The sequence below is a fragment of the Oligosphaera ethanolica genome, from assembly GCF_030814695.1.
Taxonomy (GTDB): Bacteria; Verrucomicrobiota; Lentisphaeria; order Oligosphaerales; family Oligosphaeraceae; genus Oligosphaera; species Oligosphaera ethanolica.
Genome location: NZ_JAUSVL010000001.1, coordinates 1,185,334 through 1,205,773 on the forward strand (window position 1 = coordinate 1,185,334; position 20,440 = coordinate 1,205,773).

The 20,440-nt window shown below is 61.2% G+C and carries 15 protein-coding genes and 1 tRNA gene; 14 read left to right on the forward strand and 2 right to left on the reverse strand.

The genetic code is table 11. From position 1 onward, the window contains the following. Positions 1-33: 33 nt before the first annotated feature. Positions 34-107, reverse strand: a tRNA-Gly gene (locus J3R75_RS04105). Positions 108-288: 181 nt separating this feature from the next. Between J3R75_RS04105 and J3R75_RS04110 the strand changes: the two genes are divergently transcribed. The 14 genes from J3R75_RS04110 to J3R75_RS04175 all read left to right on the forward strand — a co-directional run bounded on the left by J3R75_RS04110 (position 289) and on the right by J3R75_RS04175 (position 18,999). After that, positions 289-1,446: a CBM35 domain-containing protein gene (locus J3R75_RS04110; RefSeq protein WP_307260079.1), complete on the forward strand. Its 1,158-nt coding sequence runs from the start codon at positions 289-291 to the stop codon at positions 1,444-1,446. A 180-nt stretch (positions 1,447-1,626) separates the two neighbouring features. Continuing rightward, a complete protein-coding gene (locus J3R75_RS04115) occupies positions 1,627-3,636 on the forward strand; it encodes an SGNH/GDSL hydrolase family protein (RefSeq protein ID WP_307260080.1) in 2,010 nt (669 codons plus the stop codon). Positions 3,637-3,663: 27 nt separating this feature from the next. Next, complete coding sequence (locus tag J3R75_RS04120) at positions 3,664-3,864, forward strand: hypothetical protein (protein ID WP_307260081.1); 201 nt, start codon at positions 3,664-3,666, stop codon at positions 3,862-3,864. Between the two features lie 307 nt (positions 3,865-4,171). After that, the gene (locus J3R75_RS04125; RefSeq protein ID WP_307260082.1) at positions 4,172-4,828 is read left to right on the forward strand and encodes an OmpA family protein; all 657 of its coding nucleotides are present in this window, start codon (positions 4,172-4,174) and stop codon (positions 4,826-4,828) included. Beyond that, positions 4,828-5,313: a (deoxy)nucleoside triphosphate pyrophosphohydrolase gene (locus J3R75_RS04130; RefSeq protein WP_307260083.1), complete on the forward strand. Its 486-nt coding sequence runs from the start codon at positions 4,828-4,830 to the stop codon at positions 5,311-5,313. The genes J3R75_RS04125 and J3R75_RS04130 overlap by 1 nt, the downstream gene beginning before the upstream one ends. Before the next feature lie 11 nt (positions 5,314-5,324). After that, positions 5,325-6,212, forward strand: a complete 888-nt coding sequence (gene lipA, locus J3R75_RS04135; protein ID WP_307260084.1) for a lipoyl synthase — start codon at positions 5,325-5,327, stop codon at positions 6,210-6,212. Then, a complete protein-coding gene (pbpC, locus tag J3R75_RS04140) occupies positions 6,205-8,442 on the forward strand; it encodes a penicillin-binding protein 1C (protein WP_307260085.1) in 2,238 nt (745 codons plus the stop codon). The genes lipA and pbpC overlap by 8 nt, the downstream gene beginning before the upstream one ends. Before the next feature lie 611 nt (positions 8,443-9,053). Further along, on the forward strand, positions 9,054-10,781 hold the full coding sequence (locus J3R75_RS04145; protein ID WP_307260086.1) for an alpha/beta hydrolase family protein: 1,728 nt from the start codon (positions 9,054-9,056) through the stop codon (positions 10,779-10,781). Further along, entirely contained in the window at positions 10,781-11,956 is a 1,176-nt protein-coding gene (locus tag J3R75_RS04150) for a C45 family autoproteolytic acyltransferase/hydrolase (protein ID WP_307260087.1), read from the forward strand. The genes J3R75_RS04145 and J3R75_RS04150 overlap by 1 nt, the downstream gene beginning before the upstream one ends. A 108-nt stretch (positions 11,957-12,064) precedes the next feature. Next, the gene (locus J3R75_RS04155; protein ID WP_307260088.1) at positions 12,065-13,006 is read left to right on the forward strand and encodes a 3-hydroxyacyl-ACP dehydratase FabZ family protein; all 942 of its coding nucleotides are present in this window, start codon (positions 12,065-12,067) and stop codon (positions 13,004-13,006) included. Positions 13,007-13,089: 83 nt separating this feature from the next. Continuing rightward, positions 13,090-14,337 carry a serine--tRNA ligase gene (serS, locus tag J3R75_RS04160; protein ID WP_307260089.1) on the forward strand — a complete coding sequence of 416 codons (1,248 nt, stop codon included), beginning with the start codon at positions 13,090-13,092 and terminating at the stop codon, positions 14,335-14,337. Then, entirely contained in the window at positions 14,334-15,659 is a 1,326-nt protein-coding gene (locus J3R75_RS04165; protein ID WP_307260090.1) for a YkgJ family cysteine cluster protein, read from the forward strand. Before serS ends, J3R75_RS04165 begins: the two co-directional genes overlap by 4 nt. A 443-nt stretch (positions 15,660-16,102) precedes the next feature. Further along, entirely contained in the window at positions 16,103-16,621 is a 519-nt protein-coding gene (locus J3R75_RS04170; protein ID WP_307260091.1) for an LA_2272 family surface repeat-containing protein, read from the forward strand. A 116-nt stretch (positions 16,622-16,737) separates the two neighbouring features. Next, positions 16,738-18,999, forward strand: a complete 2,262-nt coding sequence (locus J3R75_RS04175; protein ID WP_307260092.1) for an ATP-binding protein — start codon at positions 16,738-16,740, stop codon at positions 18,997-18,999. Between the two features lie 109 nt (positions 19,000-19,108). Here J3R75_RS04175 and J3R75_RS04180 read toward each other — a convergent pair whose 3' ends face one another. Further along, positions 19,109-20,305, reverse strand: coding sequence for an iron-containing alcohol dehydrogenase family protein (locus J3R75_RS04180; RefSeq protein ID WP_307260093.1), 1,197 nt, complete (start codon positions 20,303-20,305; stop codon positions 19,109-19,111). Between the last annotated feature and the right edge of the window lie 135 nt (positions 20,306-20,440).

Consider the following 20,440-nt stretch of genomic DNA (forward strand, 5'->3'; position numbering starts at 1 on the left):
CAGAATAACCTGCGACGGCGGCTTGAAAGCACCTGGAGCGGGTGATGGGAATCGAACCCACGTAGCTGGCTTGGGAAGCCAGTGCATTACCATTATGCTACACCCGCATGGCTGAAAAACGGCTTTACTGTAACGGCCCAAGGTCGTTCTGCAACTTCAGCCTCGCAAAAAAAAGGGGCGCTGATTGCCCCCTGTCAAACATGGATTATACTTGCCAATGTATCATGCCGGGCAGGGCCGGCGCCGTCGACTCACCACTACCAACCGACGTTTTCAAGGAAATACACCATGAACCTGTTTCTTCGCAGTACCACCACAATCATCCTGAGCACGCTGATCGCCCAGGCCACCACCCAACTCAGCCACCAGGGCAAGACACTCTTCTCCGCCGACACCAAGGTCAGCTACGGCGCAGTGTACGATGCCCACGCCATCAAGGCCGTCATTGATAGCCCGACCGATACTGCCATACGTATTTTCACGGGCAAAAAACCCCAGCGTCTCTTTCTCAATCACGAACCAATGGCCGACAACGCCTGGAGCTACGACGACGGCGCCAGCTGCGTCACCCTGCCGCTGCCAGCCGGCCGCCAAGCCCTGCAAGCACGCTTCGACGATCTGGCCTCCGTCAAGCCCTTCGCCGTCTCCATTCCCGTCAGCATCGCCGACAAACCGCAAGACAAGCCGGCGCAGGGAACCTGGGCGGACGGACAACTGCGCGGCGAATTCGTCTGGAACGAAACCCGCAGCGGCCTCTTCACGGCTCAATTGACGGAGAACAACAGCAAGGCCGCAGTCGGGCAGGTCTTCGTCCGCGGGGTCAGTCGCCCAGTGACGCTTCCCGGTGACAAAGCCGCGCTGATGCTGCAACCCGGCAGCGTGCTGGCTTTCACACTGCCCGCGCCAGATGGCAAGATACCTGACCTCCGGCTGGCCATTGCTCCTCTGCCCGGCGTGCCCTCACTGGTTGCCCGCGACCGCCTGCAGGTCCTCGCCAATCCCCACGCCATCATCGTCGAAGGCGAGAAATTCACGGCCGAACGCGGCGGCAATGTCAGCATCAGCACCTCGCACCAGAACACCAGCAACGGCGGCTGCATCTTCAGCTGGGCCAACGCCGGCCACGCCCTAGACTGGGACGTGACAGTACCGCAGGAAGGCCGTTATGCCATCACTATCGTCGCCGCAACCTCCGAAGCTTCCGCCGCCCGAACCATCGCGGTCAACGGCAACGCCATCCCAGACCTGGCCCTGCTGCAAATTCACTCCACCGGCGGATGGGGCCGCAGCAACGCCGCCGAATGGCAGGCACTGCAACCACAGAATGAGCTGGGCAAGCCACTGGCTCTGCCCCTGCGCAATGGCAGCAACACCATCACCCTCACCAACACCAGCGGACAACACCTCAACATCGATTGCTTCGTGCTGGAAAAACTCGCGCCCTGATCAGCGCAAGCCGCTCCGGGGCCCACGGCCGCCACAATCGCCATCGTTATATTTGTCCATCAACAGCCCTTTTTGTCGTAAATTGTTGCAGATGCAGTTGCAAACAGCGATCCCTTGATTATTTTCGTTGCAGATTTGCTTCGTTCCGGCGCACGCAATCAGGTTTTAGGAGAAGTAGCTTTGGGTAACAGCTTTGGCAGTCTGGGTGATCTTTTTCCAGAAACAGTGGTTCCGTGCCGCATTCGTGGCTGCAAGAACGTCCTGCATATTTCCGGCGATGAAGCCATGCATAACGTGGCTCGCGGCAAGGGCAACCGCCCCGACCGGATGTGCGAGGAGTGCTTCGCCCGCATGCAAACCCTGAGCGACATGGAAGTGCCATGCTCCAAGGCTGGCTGTGAGGGCAAGTGGCTTTGGAACCGCTTCCAACAACTTGAAGCCATCGCCCAGGGCCGGGAACTTACACCGCCCCGGGGACTCTGCCAGGCTTGCCGAGATGCGGCCAAAAGCATCGCCGCCCAGCAAATTCCCTGCCGCCTCAAAGGCTGCGCCAACACCTGGACCTGGACGGCCCGCGAGCAAATTGAGGCCGATGGCAAAGGCGCCCCCAGGCGGCTCTGTGACGAATGCTTCGCCACACTTAATTCACTCAACGACATTGAGGTGCACTGCCGCGTCAAAGGCTGCACCCATTCCTTCGTCTGGAACCGCTACCAGCAGCTCGAACACATCCGCAGTGGCAAAAATCTGGACAATCCGCCCCACCGCATGTGCGATGACTGCTTCAAACAGTTCAATACCCTGACAAACACCGAGCAGCCCTGCAAGATTCACGGCTGCAAAAACACCTGGACCTACAGCGCCTACGAACAACTCGAACTCCTCCGCACCACGCCCGAAGGCGAAACGCCAGCCGTTCCCAGCCGCATGTGCAAGGATTGCTTCGAATTCTTCAACAGCGCGAAGGACGCGGAAGTCGCCTGCCGCAACCGCGGCTGCAAACACACCTGGACCTGGACGCGCAGCATGCAGCTGTCCGCACGCCTGCGCGGCCAGCAACGGCCACCAGCCCGGCTCTGCGAAGAGTGCAACGCAGCCCTCAAGACACTGAGTGACCGCGAAGTACCCTGTATGGTCCAAGGCTGCAGCGGCAGCTGGCTCTACAAAGCCGACGACCAGCTCAGAGACAAATGCCTCGGCAAAGACACGCCGCAGAAACGCTGCGCCGCCTGCCAAGACTTCCTGGCCAACCACCAGCCAGAAGAACTACACTGCGAACAATGCGGCAAGTCGATCTCCTGGTCCGTGCAGGAACAGCTGCTCTGCCAGCTCGGAACTTTCAACAAACCCGCGCGCTGCGCAGACTGCGTCGGCTCCGAAATCGCTGCTATTCGCCAGCCGGAACCCGAGCCAAGCGCTTCGCGACCCGTCATCCGCATTCCTAGCGCCGGCCCCTGGACCGAACACTCAGCCACCCGCGACTGGCCTCAGCGCATGAACACTGATCTCATTGACCGCATGGAACGGGCCGCCATCCGCGTGGTCTGCATCGGCGATGAACTGACTTTCTCCGCAGACGACGAAAGCAAGTCCTGGCCCAAGCTGCTGGAACAGCGCCTGCAGGCCCGCGAAGCAAGCAAACGGCAAGTCTGCGTTCTCAACGCCGGCATAGCCGGCACCACCACAGCCCTAGGCGTGAGGCGCTTTTTGCGGGACATCGTACCCTTCACCCCCCACCTGGTCGTCTTCTCCTTCGCTTTCAGCGATGCCCATTTCCAGCTGCACGGCACCGAGTTGAGCAATGAAGAGCTCCGCGGCCGCCTGGAGCGTCTCACCGAGGATTTCATCGCTTTCGATGCCCTGCTCGAAGAGCATAACCTCAAGGCCCTCTGCTGGCTGCCCAATCCCATCTATCCCAACGAGGCTCCCGATGAGCAGTTTGACGCCGGCAAGCACCAGCAATGGGCCTACAGCCAACAGCTGCTTTTCGACTCCGTTCTGCGCCTGCGCCGGCAAAATTGCCAAAAGGCCGGCCTACCCCTGCTGGACGCCCGCTCACTTTTTGAAATCAACGGCGCCCACAGCGCTCGCAAGTGGATGGGATCGTGGTTCTTGCATAACGACATCGGCGCCCAGAACGTCGCCGCTTGGATCGAAAGCGAGATCCAAACCAAGAACCTCCTGCCTTGATCAACGCATTCTCAGGGTAATCGGTCAGTGTACACCCCGGCGCTTCGCTGGGACAATTTGCAGGATACCCACGGCCCGCCGCCGCCCAGCCATCCGACCTTGATTTCTGCCGACCTTTGCGGCAGCGGGTTTCATAGGAGTAACCACCCCGGCGAGGAAAACACCGGGGGCAATTTGCAGAAAACCCACGGCATCGCTAGCAAAAAAACTTTTCGTCATAAGTTATGAAACGTATGGCAATGCCAAGACTGTACTACTGCTGCTGACCCGCACAAAATTGCCATCAGAGAAAAGAAAAATGCAAAACAGGCTCTTGCGGGCCTGTTTTGCTGTTTTTTGCATTATATTGACCATGATATTTTCTCCCGCTGGCACGGCAACCCTCACTTGGCTAGCTCTTGGCCAGACTTTATGACGACCGCTCCGCACGTTTTCTTCACCATTGTTTTTCTGGCCTTCACCGTTTACAGCTTCGGCTGCTTACCCATGACTGTTTTCTGAATCCGCAGTGTGTTCATTAAGAAAAAGGAAGCCCATGATGAGCAAGATCGCCCTGTCCCGCATCACCGTACTGTTCCTGATCACCGTGATGGTTACCGTTGGCTGCGCCAAAAAGCCCAAGCTGCGCTTGGAAAACCTCCAGAACAACCCCGCCGGCAGCGCCTTCGATGGCACGAATGGCGCCGGCGATGGCTATGATCCCGGATCATTCTCCCCCTCGGGTCTCGCGCCTCTGGACGGCCTTGCCGGGCAGGACGGCACCGGTAAAGACGGCGCCGGCAGTGGAGCCTGGGGCGACCTGGGCTCCCCCGTGGCCGATGCCAATGCCAGCAACTTCGTCAAAAATGGCACCTACTGGAACGACAAGGTCTATTTTGACTACAACCGTTCCGAAGTCCGCAGCTCCGAACGTCCGAAGCTTGAAGCGCTGGCCGGCCATCTCCAAAACAACCCCGTTTTCGCTGTGGTGATTGAAGGCCATTGCGACGACCGCGGCAGCGACGAATACAACCGCGCCCTCTCGGAGCGTCGTTCCTTGGCTGTTCGCGACTACCTGGTCACTCTCGGCATTGCCGCTGAACGCATGCACACCGTCAGCTACGGCGAAGACCGCCCCGCAGTTGCCGACGCGGTCACCGAGGCCGATCACCAGCTCAACCGCCGCGCGGAATTCCTCATCGGCACCCGCTGATGTCCGCACCGTTGGATGTGTGTGCGGCCGTGGTGATCAGAAACGGCCGCATCCTGCTGGCGACCCGCCGTCCCGGCGGCCACTTGGCTGGCCGCTGGGAATTTCCCGGGGGGAAACAGCATGATAACGAGACGCTTGCCGACTGCATCACCCGAGAACTCCGCGAGGAGCTCGATCTGCAGGTCACGCAGGCGTTTCCGCTTTTTTCCATCGTGCATCGTTATCCCGAAAAAACCATCCGCCTCTGGTTCATGCGCTGCGAACTGACCACCGCTGACAGCGCGGTGCGGTGCCTGGAAGGGCAAGCAGCGGGGTGGTTTGCCGCTACTGAACTCAAGAACCTACCCCTGGCGCCCGCCGACCACGCGGTGCTGGCGTGGCTCGGGGGCGACGACCCTGCCGCTTCGGAACTGCTCATCGCCGATGCCTGCGGCACGGAAGAACTCCGCCAATGGCTCCGCAGCCCGGCAGCGCCCCGCACATAGGAACTGCCACCGTGAACGACCATCCCTCCGAACAACCTGAGCGCAAAACGCCCCTGCCGCCTTGGCTGCGAGTACGCTACACCGGGGGCAAAGAACGCCTGGAAATGCGTAAGCTCCTCCAGCGGGTGAAACTCCACACCGTCTGCGAAAGCGCCAAATGCCCCAATCTCTGCGAGTGCTGGCAACGCCGCACCGCGACTTTCATGATTCTGGGCAACAACTGCACCCGCAACTGCAAATTCTGCGCCGTGGACCACGGCCAGCCGACGCCTGTCGATCCCGCTGAACCCGCGCACGTCGCCGACGCCGTCGCCGCTCTTCAACTGCGCTACGCCGTCATCACCTGTGTCACGCGCGATGACCTTCCCGACGGCGGCGCCGCGCAAATGGCCGCCACCGTCAGCGCCATCCGCACGCGCTGCCCCGAAACCAAAGTGGAAGTGCTCTGCTCCGACTACCAGGAACAGTCCGCAGCCATTGACAGCGTGCTTGCTGCCGGCCCGGTGGTCTTCGGTCACAACCTCGAAACGGTCGTCCGCCTCACCCCGCTCATCCGCAGCCACGCCGACTACCAGCGCAGCCTCCGCGTACTCCGCCATGCCGCCAAGCACGCCCCGGCCGGCACGCTGGTCAAATCCGGTCTGATGCTCGGTCTAGGCGAAACGGCCGCCGAAATCAAACAGGCGCTGGCAGACCTCCGCGCCGCCGGCGTGGTCATGGTCACCATGGGCCAGTACCTCCAGCCGACTAAGAACAACTGGCCCGTCGCACAAGTCATCACCCCCGATGAATTCAAACAGTGGGCCGATATCGCCGAACATGAATTCGGGTTCCAAAAAGCCGTCTGTGGGCCGTTGGTCAGAAGCTCGTACTTGGCTGAAGAAGCCTTCAATGGCTGATGGCCGCCGCTATGGGCCAAATGGCGACCGCAGGCGATTCCTGCCCTGGCGCCCGCCACGACTCCTGGACGGCCGACGGCTGCGCGTGACTCTGCTGGCCGTCGTCTGCAGCAGCGCGGTAGTAGCCGTGATCAGTTGCAGCCTTTGGCTGCTGGCACCAGCTTTTGTGACCGATCCCATGCTTGTTCTGGAGCAGCAAACGCCGGCAATAACCTTTGTCGATCGCCGTGGCAAGGTCATCTGTCAGCAACAAGGCTGGGACTACCAGTGGCGTTTCCCGGTGCCGCTCACTGATATCTCGCCACCCGTCATTCAATGCCTACTTGCGGCAGAAGACAGCGATTTCTATCAGCACCACGGCGTCAGTTACCGCGCCATCGCCCGGGCAGCGTGGCAAAATCTTTTTTCCGGCACGGTTGTGTCCGGTGCATCGACCATCAGCATGCAGCTAGCTGGCCTGAGCATGCCCGGCAAAAAACGCACACCGTGGTGGAAGTTCCGCCAGGCCGCCGCCGCCCGCAAGCTGGAAAGACATTACAGTAAGGACCGCATTCTCAGCGAATACCTCAACCGCGTCCTCTTCGGCGGCAAGATCCATGGCATCGAGGCCGCTGCGCAGTATTATTTCGGCCTCAGCGCCCGCGACCTCAACTGGGCAGAGGCGGCCCTGCTCTGCGGCCTGCCACAGCGCCCAAACGCCTATCGCCCGGACCGCCATCCTGCCCGGGCAAAAGACCGCCAACGCGTCGTTCTGCATCTCCTCACCCGCCACGGCGTCATCAGCGCCGAGCACGCCGAAAAAATTCTCCACCACGAGCCACTCCGCTTCCGGGATTTTAGCCAGCCACCGCCCTTCGCCATACGTTACCCGAGCCGCTATCAACACTATTTTGCTCTGGCGCAGCAGGAACAACCCAATGCACTCATATACCCATGCCACCTTGATACGGAGTACGAAGGCCTCATTCACCACGCGTTGACGACTCAACGCAATCTGCTGCCCAATGTCAGCGACGCCGCCGCAGTGCTGCTGGACAGCCAGAGCGGCGCCGTCCTGGCACTCGTCGGCACCCTCGATTTCACCGCCGGACAGGCCGGCCAGGTCAACGCGGCCACCGCCACCAGAAGCGCTGGCTCCACCCTCAAGCCATTCATCTACGCAGAAGCCATCGACGGCGGCATCATTGTCGACTGCACGGTGCTGCTGGACGCGCCCCTGCGTTACGGCGACTATAGCCCCGGCAATTATGACGGTGTGTTCCGGGGCCGCGTCAGCGCTACGGAGGCACTCAGTCTGTCCCTGAACACACCCGCCGTGCGCCTGCTCGCCAAACTCGGCGTTTCGCGCATGAGCGAGCGCCTCCACAGTATCGGGCTGCTCGGAGACGCGCCGTCACGACAGCCGGATCACGCCCACGGCCTGTCCCTGGTCCTGGGCAGCGCCGGCCACTCCCTGCTCAATCTGACCACCGCCTACGCGGTATTGGCACGCAGCGGCCAGTACCGCCCCTGCTCATTCCTGAAGCATAGCCCCGCCGCTGCAGGCCACGACGCCACGATGATCTTCACCCCCGGCACCTGCGCCATGGTCAGCCGCATGCTCAGATATCGGCCCCTCAACGGCGCCGGCGTCGACAGCGCCTGGAAGACCGGCACCGCCAATGGCAATCACGATGCTTGGTGCATCACCTATACGCCAGATTTCACCCTCGGCGTGTGGTTCGGTAATAAAGACGGTCGGGCAGCAGCCCCTCTCAACGGCGCCAATGCCGCCGCCCCCTGCGCCGCAGCTATCATCGCCGCGCTTTACCGCAACCACCAGCCGCCACAGTGGCCGGATATCTACGCGACGCTCAGCGCCACCACCCTCTGCGCTGAAAGTGGCCTCGCTGCGGACAGCACCTGCGTAGACTCCCGCAGCGGTCTCCAGGTCCTGGGGGTGCCCTTGCAGCGCTGCAGCCAGTGCCAGCAACCCCAGGCGGCGGCGACACTTCACATTCTCTCGCCCAAACCTGGAACCTACCTCTGCGGCCCCGACGGCAACGCCACCATTCCACTGCACAGCGCTGAACCTTCCTGCCTCTGGTTCATCGATGATCAATTCATCGGCGCACTACCACCTGGAGCATCCCGCCCCTTCCCCCCCGGGCGTCACAGCGTCCTAATCATCGACGACCAGGAGGGCACCCGCTCCGCCCGCGTGACCTTCACCGTCAGGCGCAAACAATAACCACCCGGCGCCATGTCTTGAACGACCGTAATCAGTCACCCATTGATAATGTTGCCCCTGCGGCCTTTTTGATCGCCCTGCCGCTAACCTTCATCGTGTTGGCATGTGAGCGCTGAAAGCGCTTCTGCCGCTTCGCGGCCTGGGATGCCGGGCGCGCGAGTGGACGTTTGCTGGCCTCTTGCAGCGGCGCGGGCTGAAAGCCCGCACCACGGCTGGGAGACGGGCGCGCTTAGGGCCGCCTCTTGACTGGCGGGACACTGGGCGTTTGTATGGACACCATGGACACCGCCGGTCAGTCCCCGGCGTCCAAGCAGTCCACAACCGGTTCTCTGAGTCCAAGGCGTCCTTCCCCATGGTCCAGTAAGTCCCCACGGTCCAATTCATGGGACCATGGCTCATGAGTCCGTGAGTCCTCGTCCCAGTGCGCGCAGTCGCCAAGTCGTCCCCATGGTCCCAGTTGTCCTCTGAGACCGGCCATTATCAATCACTGACCGATTGCGCCAACTCGGCACTTTTTTTCGCATCAGGCGTGCAAAACCCGCTCACGCGCGCATATTACCCGTTGTTCTTCACCTTGGGCCATCACGAAGTTGCTGAAGGAGGGCGTTTTCATGTTCCAGCTTGTGCGTGTACGCTTGTTTTTGCCCAGGCAGCTCCGACAAGGAGTGCTTCTACTGTTGATCATCGCCCTCAACGCCCGCGCCCAACTGCTCAGCGGCGATTACCAAATACCAACGGAACAGAGCTTTGACGGCAGGGGCTTCAGTTACTCCTTACAGCACCTGGAAAGCTGCGACACCCACAGCACCTTCGCCATCACGTTTCCCTCGCCAATCACCACCGCCGTCGCCAGCAACAACAGCGTCCCCGGCGAACTCTACGTTCCCAAGGGCCTGCCCAATACCAGGCAGTACCCAGCCGCCGTCGTCATCCATATTCTCCACGGCAATTTTGAACTGGAACGCGCCATATGCCAGACCCTCGCCAGCAAGGGCATCACGGCCATGTTCTTCAAACTGCCCTACTACGGCGAACGCGGCGGCCAAAACGGCCGCCGGGAAATGACCAGCGATCCCCAGCGTTTCATCGACACTCTCACCCAGGCCACTGCCGACACTCGCCGCAGCGTCGATATCATCTCGTCACTGCCCTTTATCTCGCCCAAAAAGGTCGGCGTCACCGGTGGCAGCCTCGGCGCCATCATGTCCGCCAGCATCTGCGGTTTCGAACCGCGCATCAACCGCGCCTTCCTCATCCTCGGCGGCGGCAATCTGCGGAAAATCATCATGAACGCCCACGAGACCAGGCACCTCAAGGCCTTCATCGACCGCCTGCCAGAAGCCGAGCGCGAAGCCGTATTCGCCAAATTGCTCGAAATCGACCCGCTAGCGCAGGGACCGGCGCTCCAACGACTTAACCGGCAGGGCAAAATCAAAATGATCTGCGCCGCGGAAGATGAAGTGGTTTTTCCGGACTGCTCACGGGAGCTGGCCGCCGTAGCGGGCTGTGACATCACGTGGCTACCAGGGCTCGGTCATTACACCGTCGCCGCCGCCATGCCTCAGATCATGGACGAGCTGGTCCGATTCTTCAGCGCGGACCGCCCGGCGTCCTGGCGTTCGCCCGCCGAGATCACGGCGCAAAACAACGCCATGCGGCTCACCGGCTCCTTCCTCCAGGGCGCGCTGTCCTTGCTCAACTCCTCGCCCATGCCGGGCAGCATGCACCGTTGCCAGCTTGATTTCAGCATCAACCTGCCCACCAACACGCTCAAAGGCAGCATCGATTACTGCCGCGGCAGCGGCGGGCGCTACCGCATCGCCGGGACAATCCCGCAGCTCGGCCTGGCACAAATCGGCCAAGGCGAGTACCCGTGGCTGGCCGGCGCCAACAACAGCGTCTTCGTTGGCACTATCGACGCCCAGGCCGGGCGCGGCTGCACGCAATACATCACCCCACGGCTCTTTTTGCAGTGGCAGGTGGGCGTCGGCGCCCTCGCCGGCGCCGCCATGGCGCCGGATCTGCTCAAACAATTCTGCACCATCAGCAACAGCAGCGCCCCCGATGGCGGCGCCTCGCTGATCATGTCCAGCACCCATGACCAAGTCCAGGCCGAGGTCACTCTGGGCTTCGCACCCGATGAAACACCACGCGAAATGCTCTTCAACGCCATGGGCTACTCCGGTACCATCACCATCAAGGAATGGCTAATCAACACGCCCGAGCAGGCCGAAATCTTCGCCCCGCCCGCCAGCGACAATACCACGAATGTCAGACAGGAAGATGTCCTGCGCATGATCGCCGCATTGATGGAACGCCTACTGGAGGAAACAGAATAATGTGCACCAAGCGCCTGCAACACCACTGGGTTCTCACCCTCACCCTCACCCTGACCATCGCCTTGCCACTGATGAGCCTCGCCCAGGACCTACGCGTCATCGCCCGCAACGAAAACGGCATGCTCTGTCTGCTGGGAGGCAAACGCGTCCTCATCGTCAACGGCACCGCCGAACAAATGGGCGGCGCCCATGGCAAACTCATGGCCAATATGGTCCCCCAGGTCTCACCCAGAACCATGTGCCTCGTCGGCGCCGTCTACTCCATCAGCAAGGGCGACTGGTTCTTTGCACGCATGGACGAAATCATCCGCCGCGCCATGCCCCACACCCCCGAGCGCTTCGTCCAAGAATGCCTCGCCATGGGCCGCGCCGCCGGCATCTCCGACCGCGATGCCCTCTGCGCCAATTTCTTCCCCGAGCTTTTCCACTGCAGCGGCGCCGCCATGCGCAATCAGGCCACCAGCGACGGTCAGATCCTGCATGTCCGCGTCCTCGACTACATGGCAGACGTCAACCTGCAAAAGTACACCGCCGTGCAAATATTCATCCCGGAAGGCCGCAACGCCTGGATGTCGCTGGGCTACGCAGGCTTCCTCGGCACCGTCACCGCCATGAACGAACACGGCCTGGCCATGGGCGAAGTCGGCGGCGAAGGCGAGGGCAAGTGGGACGGCATGCCCATGACCTTCCTCATGCGCGATATCATGGAACGGGCCAAAACCGTCCGCGACGCACTGGCTATATTGGAAACAACGCCGCGTACCTGCGAGTACTACTACGTGCTCAGCGATGCCAGTAAGGACATGATCGGCGTGTATGCCACCCCCGAAAAACTTGAGGTCCTCGAAGCCGGCCAACAGCACCCAAAACTGCCGCCGGTCCCCGCCGACACCGTCCTCATCTCAGCCCCCGATCGGGCGCAAACCCTCGCCCAGCGCATTAACGAAAACTACGGCAAAATCACCCCCGAAATGCTCATGACCATCATCAAACGACCCGTCGCCATGAAGTCCAACCTCCATAACGCCATCTTCCGACCCGAAACCCTCGATATGTGGTTCGCCGATGCCGGCCGCAAAAACCCCGCCTGCGACTCGGCCTATACCCGCATCAACCTGCGCGAGGCCATCGACTTCTTCCACCAAAACCAGCAACGCGCGACAACAACCCCATGATCGCCATTCTTGAAAAAACGCCCTTCATCGCCTAAAGTATTCGTTCTCTTGCACTGGCGGGAAAGAAGGAATACATCACTTAACGCACTACACATCAGGTGATTAGGCATGACGAAACAGCATTTGACCTACGATCAGCTCCGCGACCAGCTGGCGGTGACCCCGCCGCTGTTGATGCTCGACCGAATCTGCCTTGACAGCGACGCCGGCCACGCCGTCGCCAGCAAGTACGTCACGCGCAACGAAGCCGTTTTCAACGGCCATTTTCCCGACTTTCCGGTGCTGCCTGGCGTGCTCCAAGTCGCGGCCATGGCCCAGGCCAGCCGCGTCCTTTTCAGCGTCATGTTCCCAGGCGAAGGCCATCCCTATGTGACCCACCTCCACCGCGTCAAATTCCGCAGCCCCGTGCAACCGGGAATGATCCTCGCCATCGACTGCAGATTCCACAAGCAGAACGACGACGGTAGCGTCGAGTTCGAGGTGAAAAATTCCATCGTCGGCGGCAAACTGGCCTCTAGCGGTTTCATCTCCCTCACCTGGAAAGAAGCAGGCTGGTTCGCGCCCAGCGATGGCGCCGAGCAGTGCCCCCTGCTGGCTGATGTCGACGACAAGTTCCTTGACGCCGATGCCATCATGGCTGTCATCCCCCACCGCTACCCGTTCATGCTGGTCGATCGGGCCTACAGCCTCGACAATCCCGCGAAAGTCCTCGGCTACAAGAATGTCAGCGGCAATGACCCGCTGGTGCAGGCGACCCGCCCAGCCATGTACCCCGGATATCTGCAGCTTGAAAGCGGCGCCCAACTCGGCTGCGCCGCCATTCTTGCCCAGCCCGAAAACCGGGACAAGCTCGGCCTGTATATGTCCATCGACGACGCCGTCTTCCATCGCCCCGCCCTGCCCGGCGAACAGATCGTCATTCATGCGTCCTGTGAGATGAAGGGGCGCTTCGGCTTCGCCAACGGCGTATTCTATGTCGGCAAGCAGATCATCGCCGAAAGCTCGACCAAATTCGCCATCGTTCCCAAAGAAGAAATGACCCCACAGTAAGCTGGCCGTGTAGGTCAGTGCAAACTCAATACCGTCCCAGTAAAGAGAGATGGCCGGCCTCGCCGGCAGAAGGATCGTGTGACATGATTGACATCCGCGCCTTGCGTGAAAATCCCGACCGCGTCAAAGAAAACGCCGCCCGCCGCGGCTGCACGGTCGATGTCGACAAGCTGGTCGCGCTCGACCGCGAGTACGTCGGCCTCATCCGCGAAGTCGAAGACCTCCGCGCCGAACGCAATCGCCTCAGCAAGGAATGTCAAACGAATCCCGCCGCCCGGGACACCGTCAAAGAAATGAAGGTCACCTTGGCCAACAAGGAAAGCCGTATGGCCGAACTCAAGACCGTGGTCGACGAGCAAATGACCTGGCTGCCCAATTTCCTCTCACCCGATGTCCCCGACGGCGGTAGCGATGCCGACAACGCCGCCCTCCGCTTCGTCGGCAAAAAGCCCGAATTCGCCTTTGCCGGCCGCGACCACCAGGCCCTCGGCGAACTGCTGGGTATCATCGACACCGGCCGCGGCGCCAAGGTCGCGCAGTCCGGCTTTTACTACTGGGTGGGCAAGGGCGCACAGCTGACCCAGGCGATGTTCTTCTGGGCGCAGCAGGAGCTGGTCAAGCGCGGCTTCACGTTGTTCATGTCCCCCTGCGTCGCCAAGGAACAGACGCTCTTCGGCACCGGCTACCTGCCTTTCTTCAAGGACCAAACCTACACCCTCAGCGGCGAAGACCTCGCCCTCATCGGCACGTCCGAGCAGACCCTCGTCGGCTACCACGCCGACGAAATTCTCGACGCCGGCACCCTGCCGCGCCGCTATACGTCCTACACGCCTTGCTTCCGCACGGAAGCAGGCAGCTACGGCAAAGAATCCCGCGGCATCTTCCGCGTGCACCAATTCCATAAGGTCGAACAGATCATTTTCTGCCTGCCCGAAGACTCGCCGCGCTGCCACGAGCTCTGCCTCGAAAACGAAGAGTACCTCCTGCAGCAGCTCGGTCTGCCCTACCGCGTGGTCAATGTCTGCGTCGGCGATATGGGCGCTCCCGGTTACAAGAAATACGACATCGAAGCCTGGTACCCAGGCTACGGCGGCTACCGCGAAGTGACCTCAAACACCAACCTGACCGACTTCCAGGCCCGCCGCCTCGGCATCCGCTACAAGGGCAACGACGGCAGCAAGGGCTTCGTCCATACCATCTCCGCCACCGGCGTGACCGACCGCGTCGTCTGCGCTATCCTGGAAAATTTCCAGCAGGAAGACGGCTCGGTCATCATCCCTGAAGTCCTGCGGCCCTACACTGGCTTCGACCGCATCACCCCCGGCGTTTGAGTCCCCAACAGCGTCCGTCGCCAGCAAGCGAAATCACTGACGGCGGCCGCGCCGCGCCGGCGCAACCGCCGTGGCTAGTGCAGCCCATGACCATCCACATTGCGCAAGACCAACGCTATTCGTGCCTGCTCTGCGGCCGCTGCTGCCGGCGCTTCCATGTGCTGTTGCAGGAGCCTGAAATCCAACGCCTGGCGGCCCTGCCCTGGGACGAGGCCGATCAGGCGCCCCGCGATTTCCACGTCAAGCTCAATGGCTATAATTTCTTCCGCCGCCGCGACGACGGCGCCTGTGTCTTCCTCGACGCCGCCGGTGTTTGCAGCATGCACCGCCGTTTCGGCTTCGACATCAAAGCCCTGACTTGCCGCGGCTATCCTTTCAACTTCGCCTCGACTTTTCCGGGCGAGGTCTCCGTCCTCGCCCGCATGGACTGCCCCGCCGTCCTGCAAAACCACGGCCAGCTCATCCGCGAGCAGCGTCATGATATCGAAAAACTCGCGCGCGAACTCCATTTCGGCAAGGGCTTCACCCCCGAACAGCTCCAGGGCCTGGAACGACGCAGCGTCGAAATGCTGCGCGATCACTGCCAAGGCATTGTTCGTGACGACACCCTCAGCAGTGACGGCATGGCCCTTCTCCTCATGGCATTCGCCGAACGCATGGAAAAACTCGGGGCAACATTCATCAACGATGCCGACACCATGCGCAGCGTCATGCCCAGCGTCATGGCTAACCTCAAACAGGAACTGGCCGACGTACCGCAGATCGGGCTGGGCGCCTACGACCGGGCTTACTTCCGGCAATGGTTCACCATATACTGCCGACGCGACGAAGAAGCAACCGACCGCGGCCTGCGCCAACGCCTCCGGCGTGCGCTGATGATCGCCAGGATCATTGCCGGCGGCGGCAACCTCCGCACCTTCGGCAAGGAGCATCCAGACCTGCTCTTGCGCCGGGCCAGCATTTTCAATCCGACCCGCTGGCAACCATCAGTCCCTGCTGCCTGGGATGCCTACCGCCGGTTCCTCAGCGCCCGCCTCGACTGCCTGCAATTCTTCGGCGTGTCCTATTATGGCGCGGCCTTCTTCACCGGCCTGAAAGCGCTATTCCTCACCTACCCCCTCGTCCTCTGTGCCGCCCGCATCCGCGCCGCCAGCCAGAAACGCACCCAAATCCAGGCCGACGACGTCATGTACGGCGTCGCCGCCATTGACCACGTTCACGGCCGCTCGCCGCTCCTGCAGTACAAGGCCGGTCGGCACCTCGAACACTTCTTCAGCACCGAGCGCTTTCCCCAGTTGCTGTGCAGCCTGGGCAAGCGCTGAACAACGACAGCGAGTACCACCAGGCGCCGCAACGCGCATCTGCCCTGGGCTGGTATGTTTCGCGCTTTCAGCGCTTCGGCCGCTTCGCGGCAATAAAATGGCAGAGCGGCAAAGTTCGGCCAGGAGGGCCGCACCATGCATAACCCTGGGTGAGGCGCCCGGATGGCGCCGCAACCCGTGGTATGACAACAAGTTAAAATTGCTCCCGGAGGGCGCCACATTGGCCTGGCACATCGCGGCCCATCCCGCCAGGGAGAGGCGTGTCGGGCATCTAGTATCCATCACTGACCGATTACTGCCCACGCCTAAATTTGCGCCTGCGCCGCTTGGAAAGCGCCCCTCCGGGCGTTATTGTTTATGCGTTTTATCACGTGTTAACCCCTAGGCATCCTGGGGGCTACAAGCTGGCGTTTCACAAAGGGTCCATTCGGGAGAAACAAAACATGAAAAAAATGCTCGCCGTTGTCCTCACCGTACTAGGTAGCTGCTTCGCCGCCACGGCTTTTGATACCACCCCCCTGCAGATCAGCGTTTGGCCTCCCAACGCCCAAGTCGTGCCGGATTACATCGACGTCGCTGGCCTCAAGATCAATCTACCATACGGCGGCAACAAAAATATCACCGGCCTTGATTTCGGCATTGCTTCCGCCAGTGACCGGACCTCGGCGCTGCAACTCAATCTCGTCAACGTCGTCAAAGAGGAGTTCACCGGCCTCCAGATCGGCCTGATCAATCTTGACGGCGCCGCCAGCGGCGTCAAGTTAGGCCTGCTGATGAATAATGTGGACGCCATGAGCAAAGGCATTGACATCGGCATTATCAACACCGCCCTGGAAAGCCACGGCCTGCAAGTCGGCCTGATCAACTACTGCGAGTTCATGGTCGGCGTGCAAATCGGCCTGGTCAACATCATCCGCGAATCAAATGTGCCGTTCTTCCCGATCATCAACTTCTGCTTTTGAGACAGTCCCGCAAGTGAATCTGCTTATTCAGGCCGGAGCATAACCTGTCCGGCCTTTTTGTCTCTTTGTCATCGCGGGGGATGGCACCAGCCGGCGGATTATCAGGGAGCGCGCCTTTGTCCAAACGCCACTTACTCATCTCAAGCTTGGTATTGCCAATAGTGGTCTTCCTCGGTTGCACGCTGCTGTCTTGGCGGACTCTGCACCAAGCCGAACAACTGCAACTATTCCAGGCCGACCTGGCGCATTTGCACGGTGAAGTGCTTACCCAGGGCATCTTTCTCGACAAGCTGATCAAGGCTCGGCAACAGGGTGTTAACACCAAGGAAGCCGAAGCCCTATCGTTGATCGACGAAAGCAGCAAAACGATCAAAGACATCCTTGATCGCTGTGACGAAAACGACACTGCGACAGCCGTCCTGCAGCGGTACCAGCCGGGGCGCAACAGCCAACTGGCTTTTCGGGAGAGCTGGGGCATCATCAGCGACGCTCGCAGCAGTATTGTCAGCGGCCGCGGTCTGAGCAACCATTACGACGTGTCCATCAGCGAGAGCCTCAAGCTGCTCTGGGACATTCAGACCATCCAGACCATCACCGGCGAGCAGATTGCGCGCGCCTTGCGCCACGGTCGGATTGGGATCTGGCTGGCAGCGCTGATCGCGCTATCAGGCCTTGGCGCCGCACTTTGGCTGTTCCACCGCAATGTCACCGGCGAAATTCGCGCCATCAGCGACCGGTTGCTGCTGGCGCCCGGTTCCCCAAAAAACCAACATCTGACGCGGGCCAGCAGCCCAAGAGAACTTGGCGCCGAACTCAACGCCCTCTTTGCACAGCTGGAAAAAGCCAACCAGGCCAAAGACACCTTTTTTGCGACGATGAGCCACGAAATCCGTACGCCCCTCAACGGCGTCATCGGCTTCCTGGCCAACCTTGGCGAAACGCCTCTCAACCCACAGCAAAAACAGTATCTGCGCATCATCGAATCCAGTGCCAGAAGCCTCATGCATGTCATCAATGAAGTCCTGGATTACTCAAAACTAAGCAGCGGCAAACTCGAACTCGAAGAGCTTGCCTTTGACCTGCGGGCCATGGCCGACGACCGCGTCGCCTTAGCTCGCCAGCTGGCCAAACCCAAAAACCTCAAGGTCGACCTCAATATCAACGCTCCCGAGCCATTGATTGTGCGCAGCGACCCAACCCGCCTCCGCCAGGTGCTGGACAACCTCCTCAACAATGCGGTCAAATTCACCGACCACGGCAAAATATCCCTGGATATTCAGGCCCGCACGGCTGCAGACGGGCGCCTGACCCTGGACTTCACAGTCCAGGACAGCGGCGTGGGCATCCCTCTCGACCTGCAAAGCAAGCTTTTCCAACCCTACGCCCAGGCCGACAACCGGGTGTTCCGCCAGTACGGTGGCACCGGCCTCGGGCTAAGCATCTCCGCCAGCATCGTCCAGCTCCTCGGCGGCACGCTCACGGTCAAAAGCCGCCCCGGCGAAGGCTCAAGCTTTTCCTTCACCGTCACCTGCGCCGTCGCCAAGCCCGAGGAGCAGGTCCGCCTTTCTGGCCATTTCCGAGTGATTCTGCCTCGCCAGGAGCTCAAGAAGCACCTCGCGTTGCTGGTCGACGATACCGCTACCAACCTTTTCCTGCTGGAAACCATCTGCCAAAGTGCTGGTCTGCCCTACCTGACGGCGCAAAACGGGCAGGAATCCCTCGACCTCTGTCGCAAACAGCGTTTCGATCTTATCTTCATGGACATCCAGATGCCGGTCATGGACGGCTACACCGCCATCCGCGAAATCCGCAAACTGCCCAACAGCGGCATGACCCACATCATCGCCCTAACAGCATCTGCCTTCCAAGAAGACGTGGAAAAAGCTCTCGGTGCCGGCTCCACTGGCTTCATCCCCAAGCCGTTTGAACGCGATCAGCTCCTGCTGGCCATCGCCGACGCTCTCGGCATCAAGCCCCAACGCGAAATGCGGGAAAATCACGACTTGCTCGAAAGCGAAGAGGACAGCCAAGTGCGTCTCATGCACGATTTTATGCGTGAACGCTACCAGATTTCGCTGGGCGAAATCAAGATGATCCTCGCCCAGACCGTCGCCGATTGGCGCATCATGCTCGACAACCTCGACATCTACGCCAAACGCAGCAACTGGGATGACGCGCGTGCCATCCTCCATCGCCTTAAAGGCCAGCTGTCATCCATCGGCCTAACTGAGCTGTCCAGCCGCTCCGCGAGCATCATGGACACTATCGGCGCAGACGACGACGCAAAGGTCCTGGAGACCGTCCAGGAACTCATCCGCGAACTCAGCAAGATCTTCCGCGCCCTGGAGCAGGACGTAACCGTCATCAACACCAACTGAGACGCTGCACACGGCCGTCTGCGGCCGCGCGACGTGCCGCACAACGGCAAAACCTGCCGCCTGAAAAAATATGCGGCAATCTGCGGAGACAACAAAACCAATCCGCGTATCAGCCCAGTCCCGCCAGCACCCTGAGCATAGCCAGCACCTCGTCATCACTCATCGCCCGAGGATTGGCCTTCATGCTGCCACTGCGACAGTGGCGGACAATGTACGCGAAATGCTCCTCCCGGAGCCCGAGCCCACGTAAATTACCCGGCACCCGCAGCTCCGTCGCCAGCGCCTCCACGGCGCGCAGCAGCGCCGCGCCGTCGGCCAGGCCGCAAGCACGGGCCAGCCGCGACCAGTCGTCACGCCGGCAATCGTAGTTCCAGCGCATGATGTGCGGGAGCAACACTGCGCAAGTAAGACCATGTGCAAGATTCAGCACGTGCCCAACCGGGTGAGCCAGGCCGTGAACCGCGCCCAGACCGCTCTGCGAAAAAGCCAGCGCGGTCAGCATGCTGCCCTCGGCCACGCGCAGCCGCGCCTCAGCGTGGCTACCGTCGGCATACGCCTGCGGCAGCCAGCGCAACAACAGAGCAACCGCGCGTTCAGCCAGCCCGCGACTCAATTCCGACGCCCCCGTGGACACGTAGGACTCCAACGCCTGTGTCAAGGCGTCCATGCCACTGTCGGCCGTCACCTGCGCCGGCAAAGCCAACGTGAAATCAGGATCAACCAGCGCCGCCGCTGGAATCATGGCCGGTGAGCGTATGGAGCCCTTGTTGTCCTTCTCGACATCGGTCAACACGGCGTTCTTGGTGATCTCCGCGCCAGTGCCTGCTGTGGTCGGCAACGCCACCAGCGGCAAGCTCCGCGCGGGCAAAGGGCGCTGCCCGCGGAAATACTCCGCCGCCGGCTGCGGCGTCGGCGCAGCCGCCAGCAGCGCGGCGGTCTTGGTCGCGTCCATCACACTACCGCCCCCTATGGCCAAAAAAGCATTGGCACCGCAAACACGCGCCGCCGCGATGATTTCATCAACGCAACTTAGCGGCGGATCATGCGGCACGCCAATCCGCATGGCAACCACACGCGGCCCCAAAGCCGCCAACAGATCCCGCGCCGGCTCCTGGCCATACACGCTTTGCGAACACACCAGAAAGATCCGCGGCGCCGCCGGCACGCATAGCGCGTCGACGATTTCCACGCTCAGCCGCCGGCAGCCACAACCAAAGTGCAGCGCTGGCGGAAAATAGCTCGAATAGGCATGCAAGGTATCCGTCATCATCATCTCCATGGTCGCGGTCAATGCAAAATCAGGCACGGCGCCCGCTGCACGACGTATAGTGGCCTTTGCTGGCCACGCCGGCTTCGCCAGGCTTTCGTTAACCGCGCAACCAGACAAGCACTCAAGCAGGCTGCGCGGCACCCGAACCGGCGCCTTCAGGGGGATGGTCCG

Bases quoted from the DNA above. Each gene is read 5' to 3' on its own strand.
- J3R75_RS04110 (WP_307260079.1), top strand. From the start codon at position 289: ATGAACCTGTTTCTTCGCAGTACCACCACAATCATCCTGAGCACGCTG.
- J3R75_RS04125 (WP_307260082.1), top strand. From the start codon at position 4,172: ATGATGAGCAAGATCGCCCTGTCCCGCATCACCGTACTGTTCCTGATC.
- J3R75_RS04130 (WP_307260083.1), top strand. From the start codon at position 4,828: ATGTCCGCACCGTTGGATGTGTGTGCGGCCGTGGTGATCAGAAACGGC.
- pbpC (WP_307260085.1), top strand. From the start codon at position 6,205: ATGGCTGATGGCCGCCGCTATGGGCCAAATGGCGACCGCAGGCGATTC.
- J3R75_RS04145 (WP_307260086.1), top strand. From the start codon at position 9,054: ATGTTCCAGCTTGTGCGTGTACGCTTGTTTTTGCCCAGGCAGCTCCGA.
- J3R75_RS04150 (WP_307260087.1), top strand. From the start codon at position 10,781: ATGTGCACCAAGCGCCTGCAACACCACTGGGTTCTCACCCTCACCCTC.
- J3R75_RS04155 (WP_307260088.1), top strand. From the start codon at position 12,065: ATGACGAAACAGCATTTGACCTACGATCAGCTCCGCGACCAGCTGGCG.
- serS (WP_307260089.1), top strand. From the start codon at position 13,090: ATGATTGACATCCGCGCCTTGCGTGAAAATCCCGACCGCGTCAAAGAA.
- J3R75_RS04170 (WP_307260091.1), top strand. From the start codon at position 16,103: ATGAAAAAAATGCTCGCCGTTGTCCTCACCGTACTAGGTAGCTGCTTC.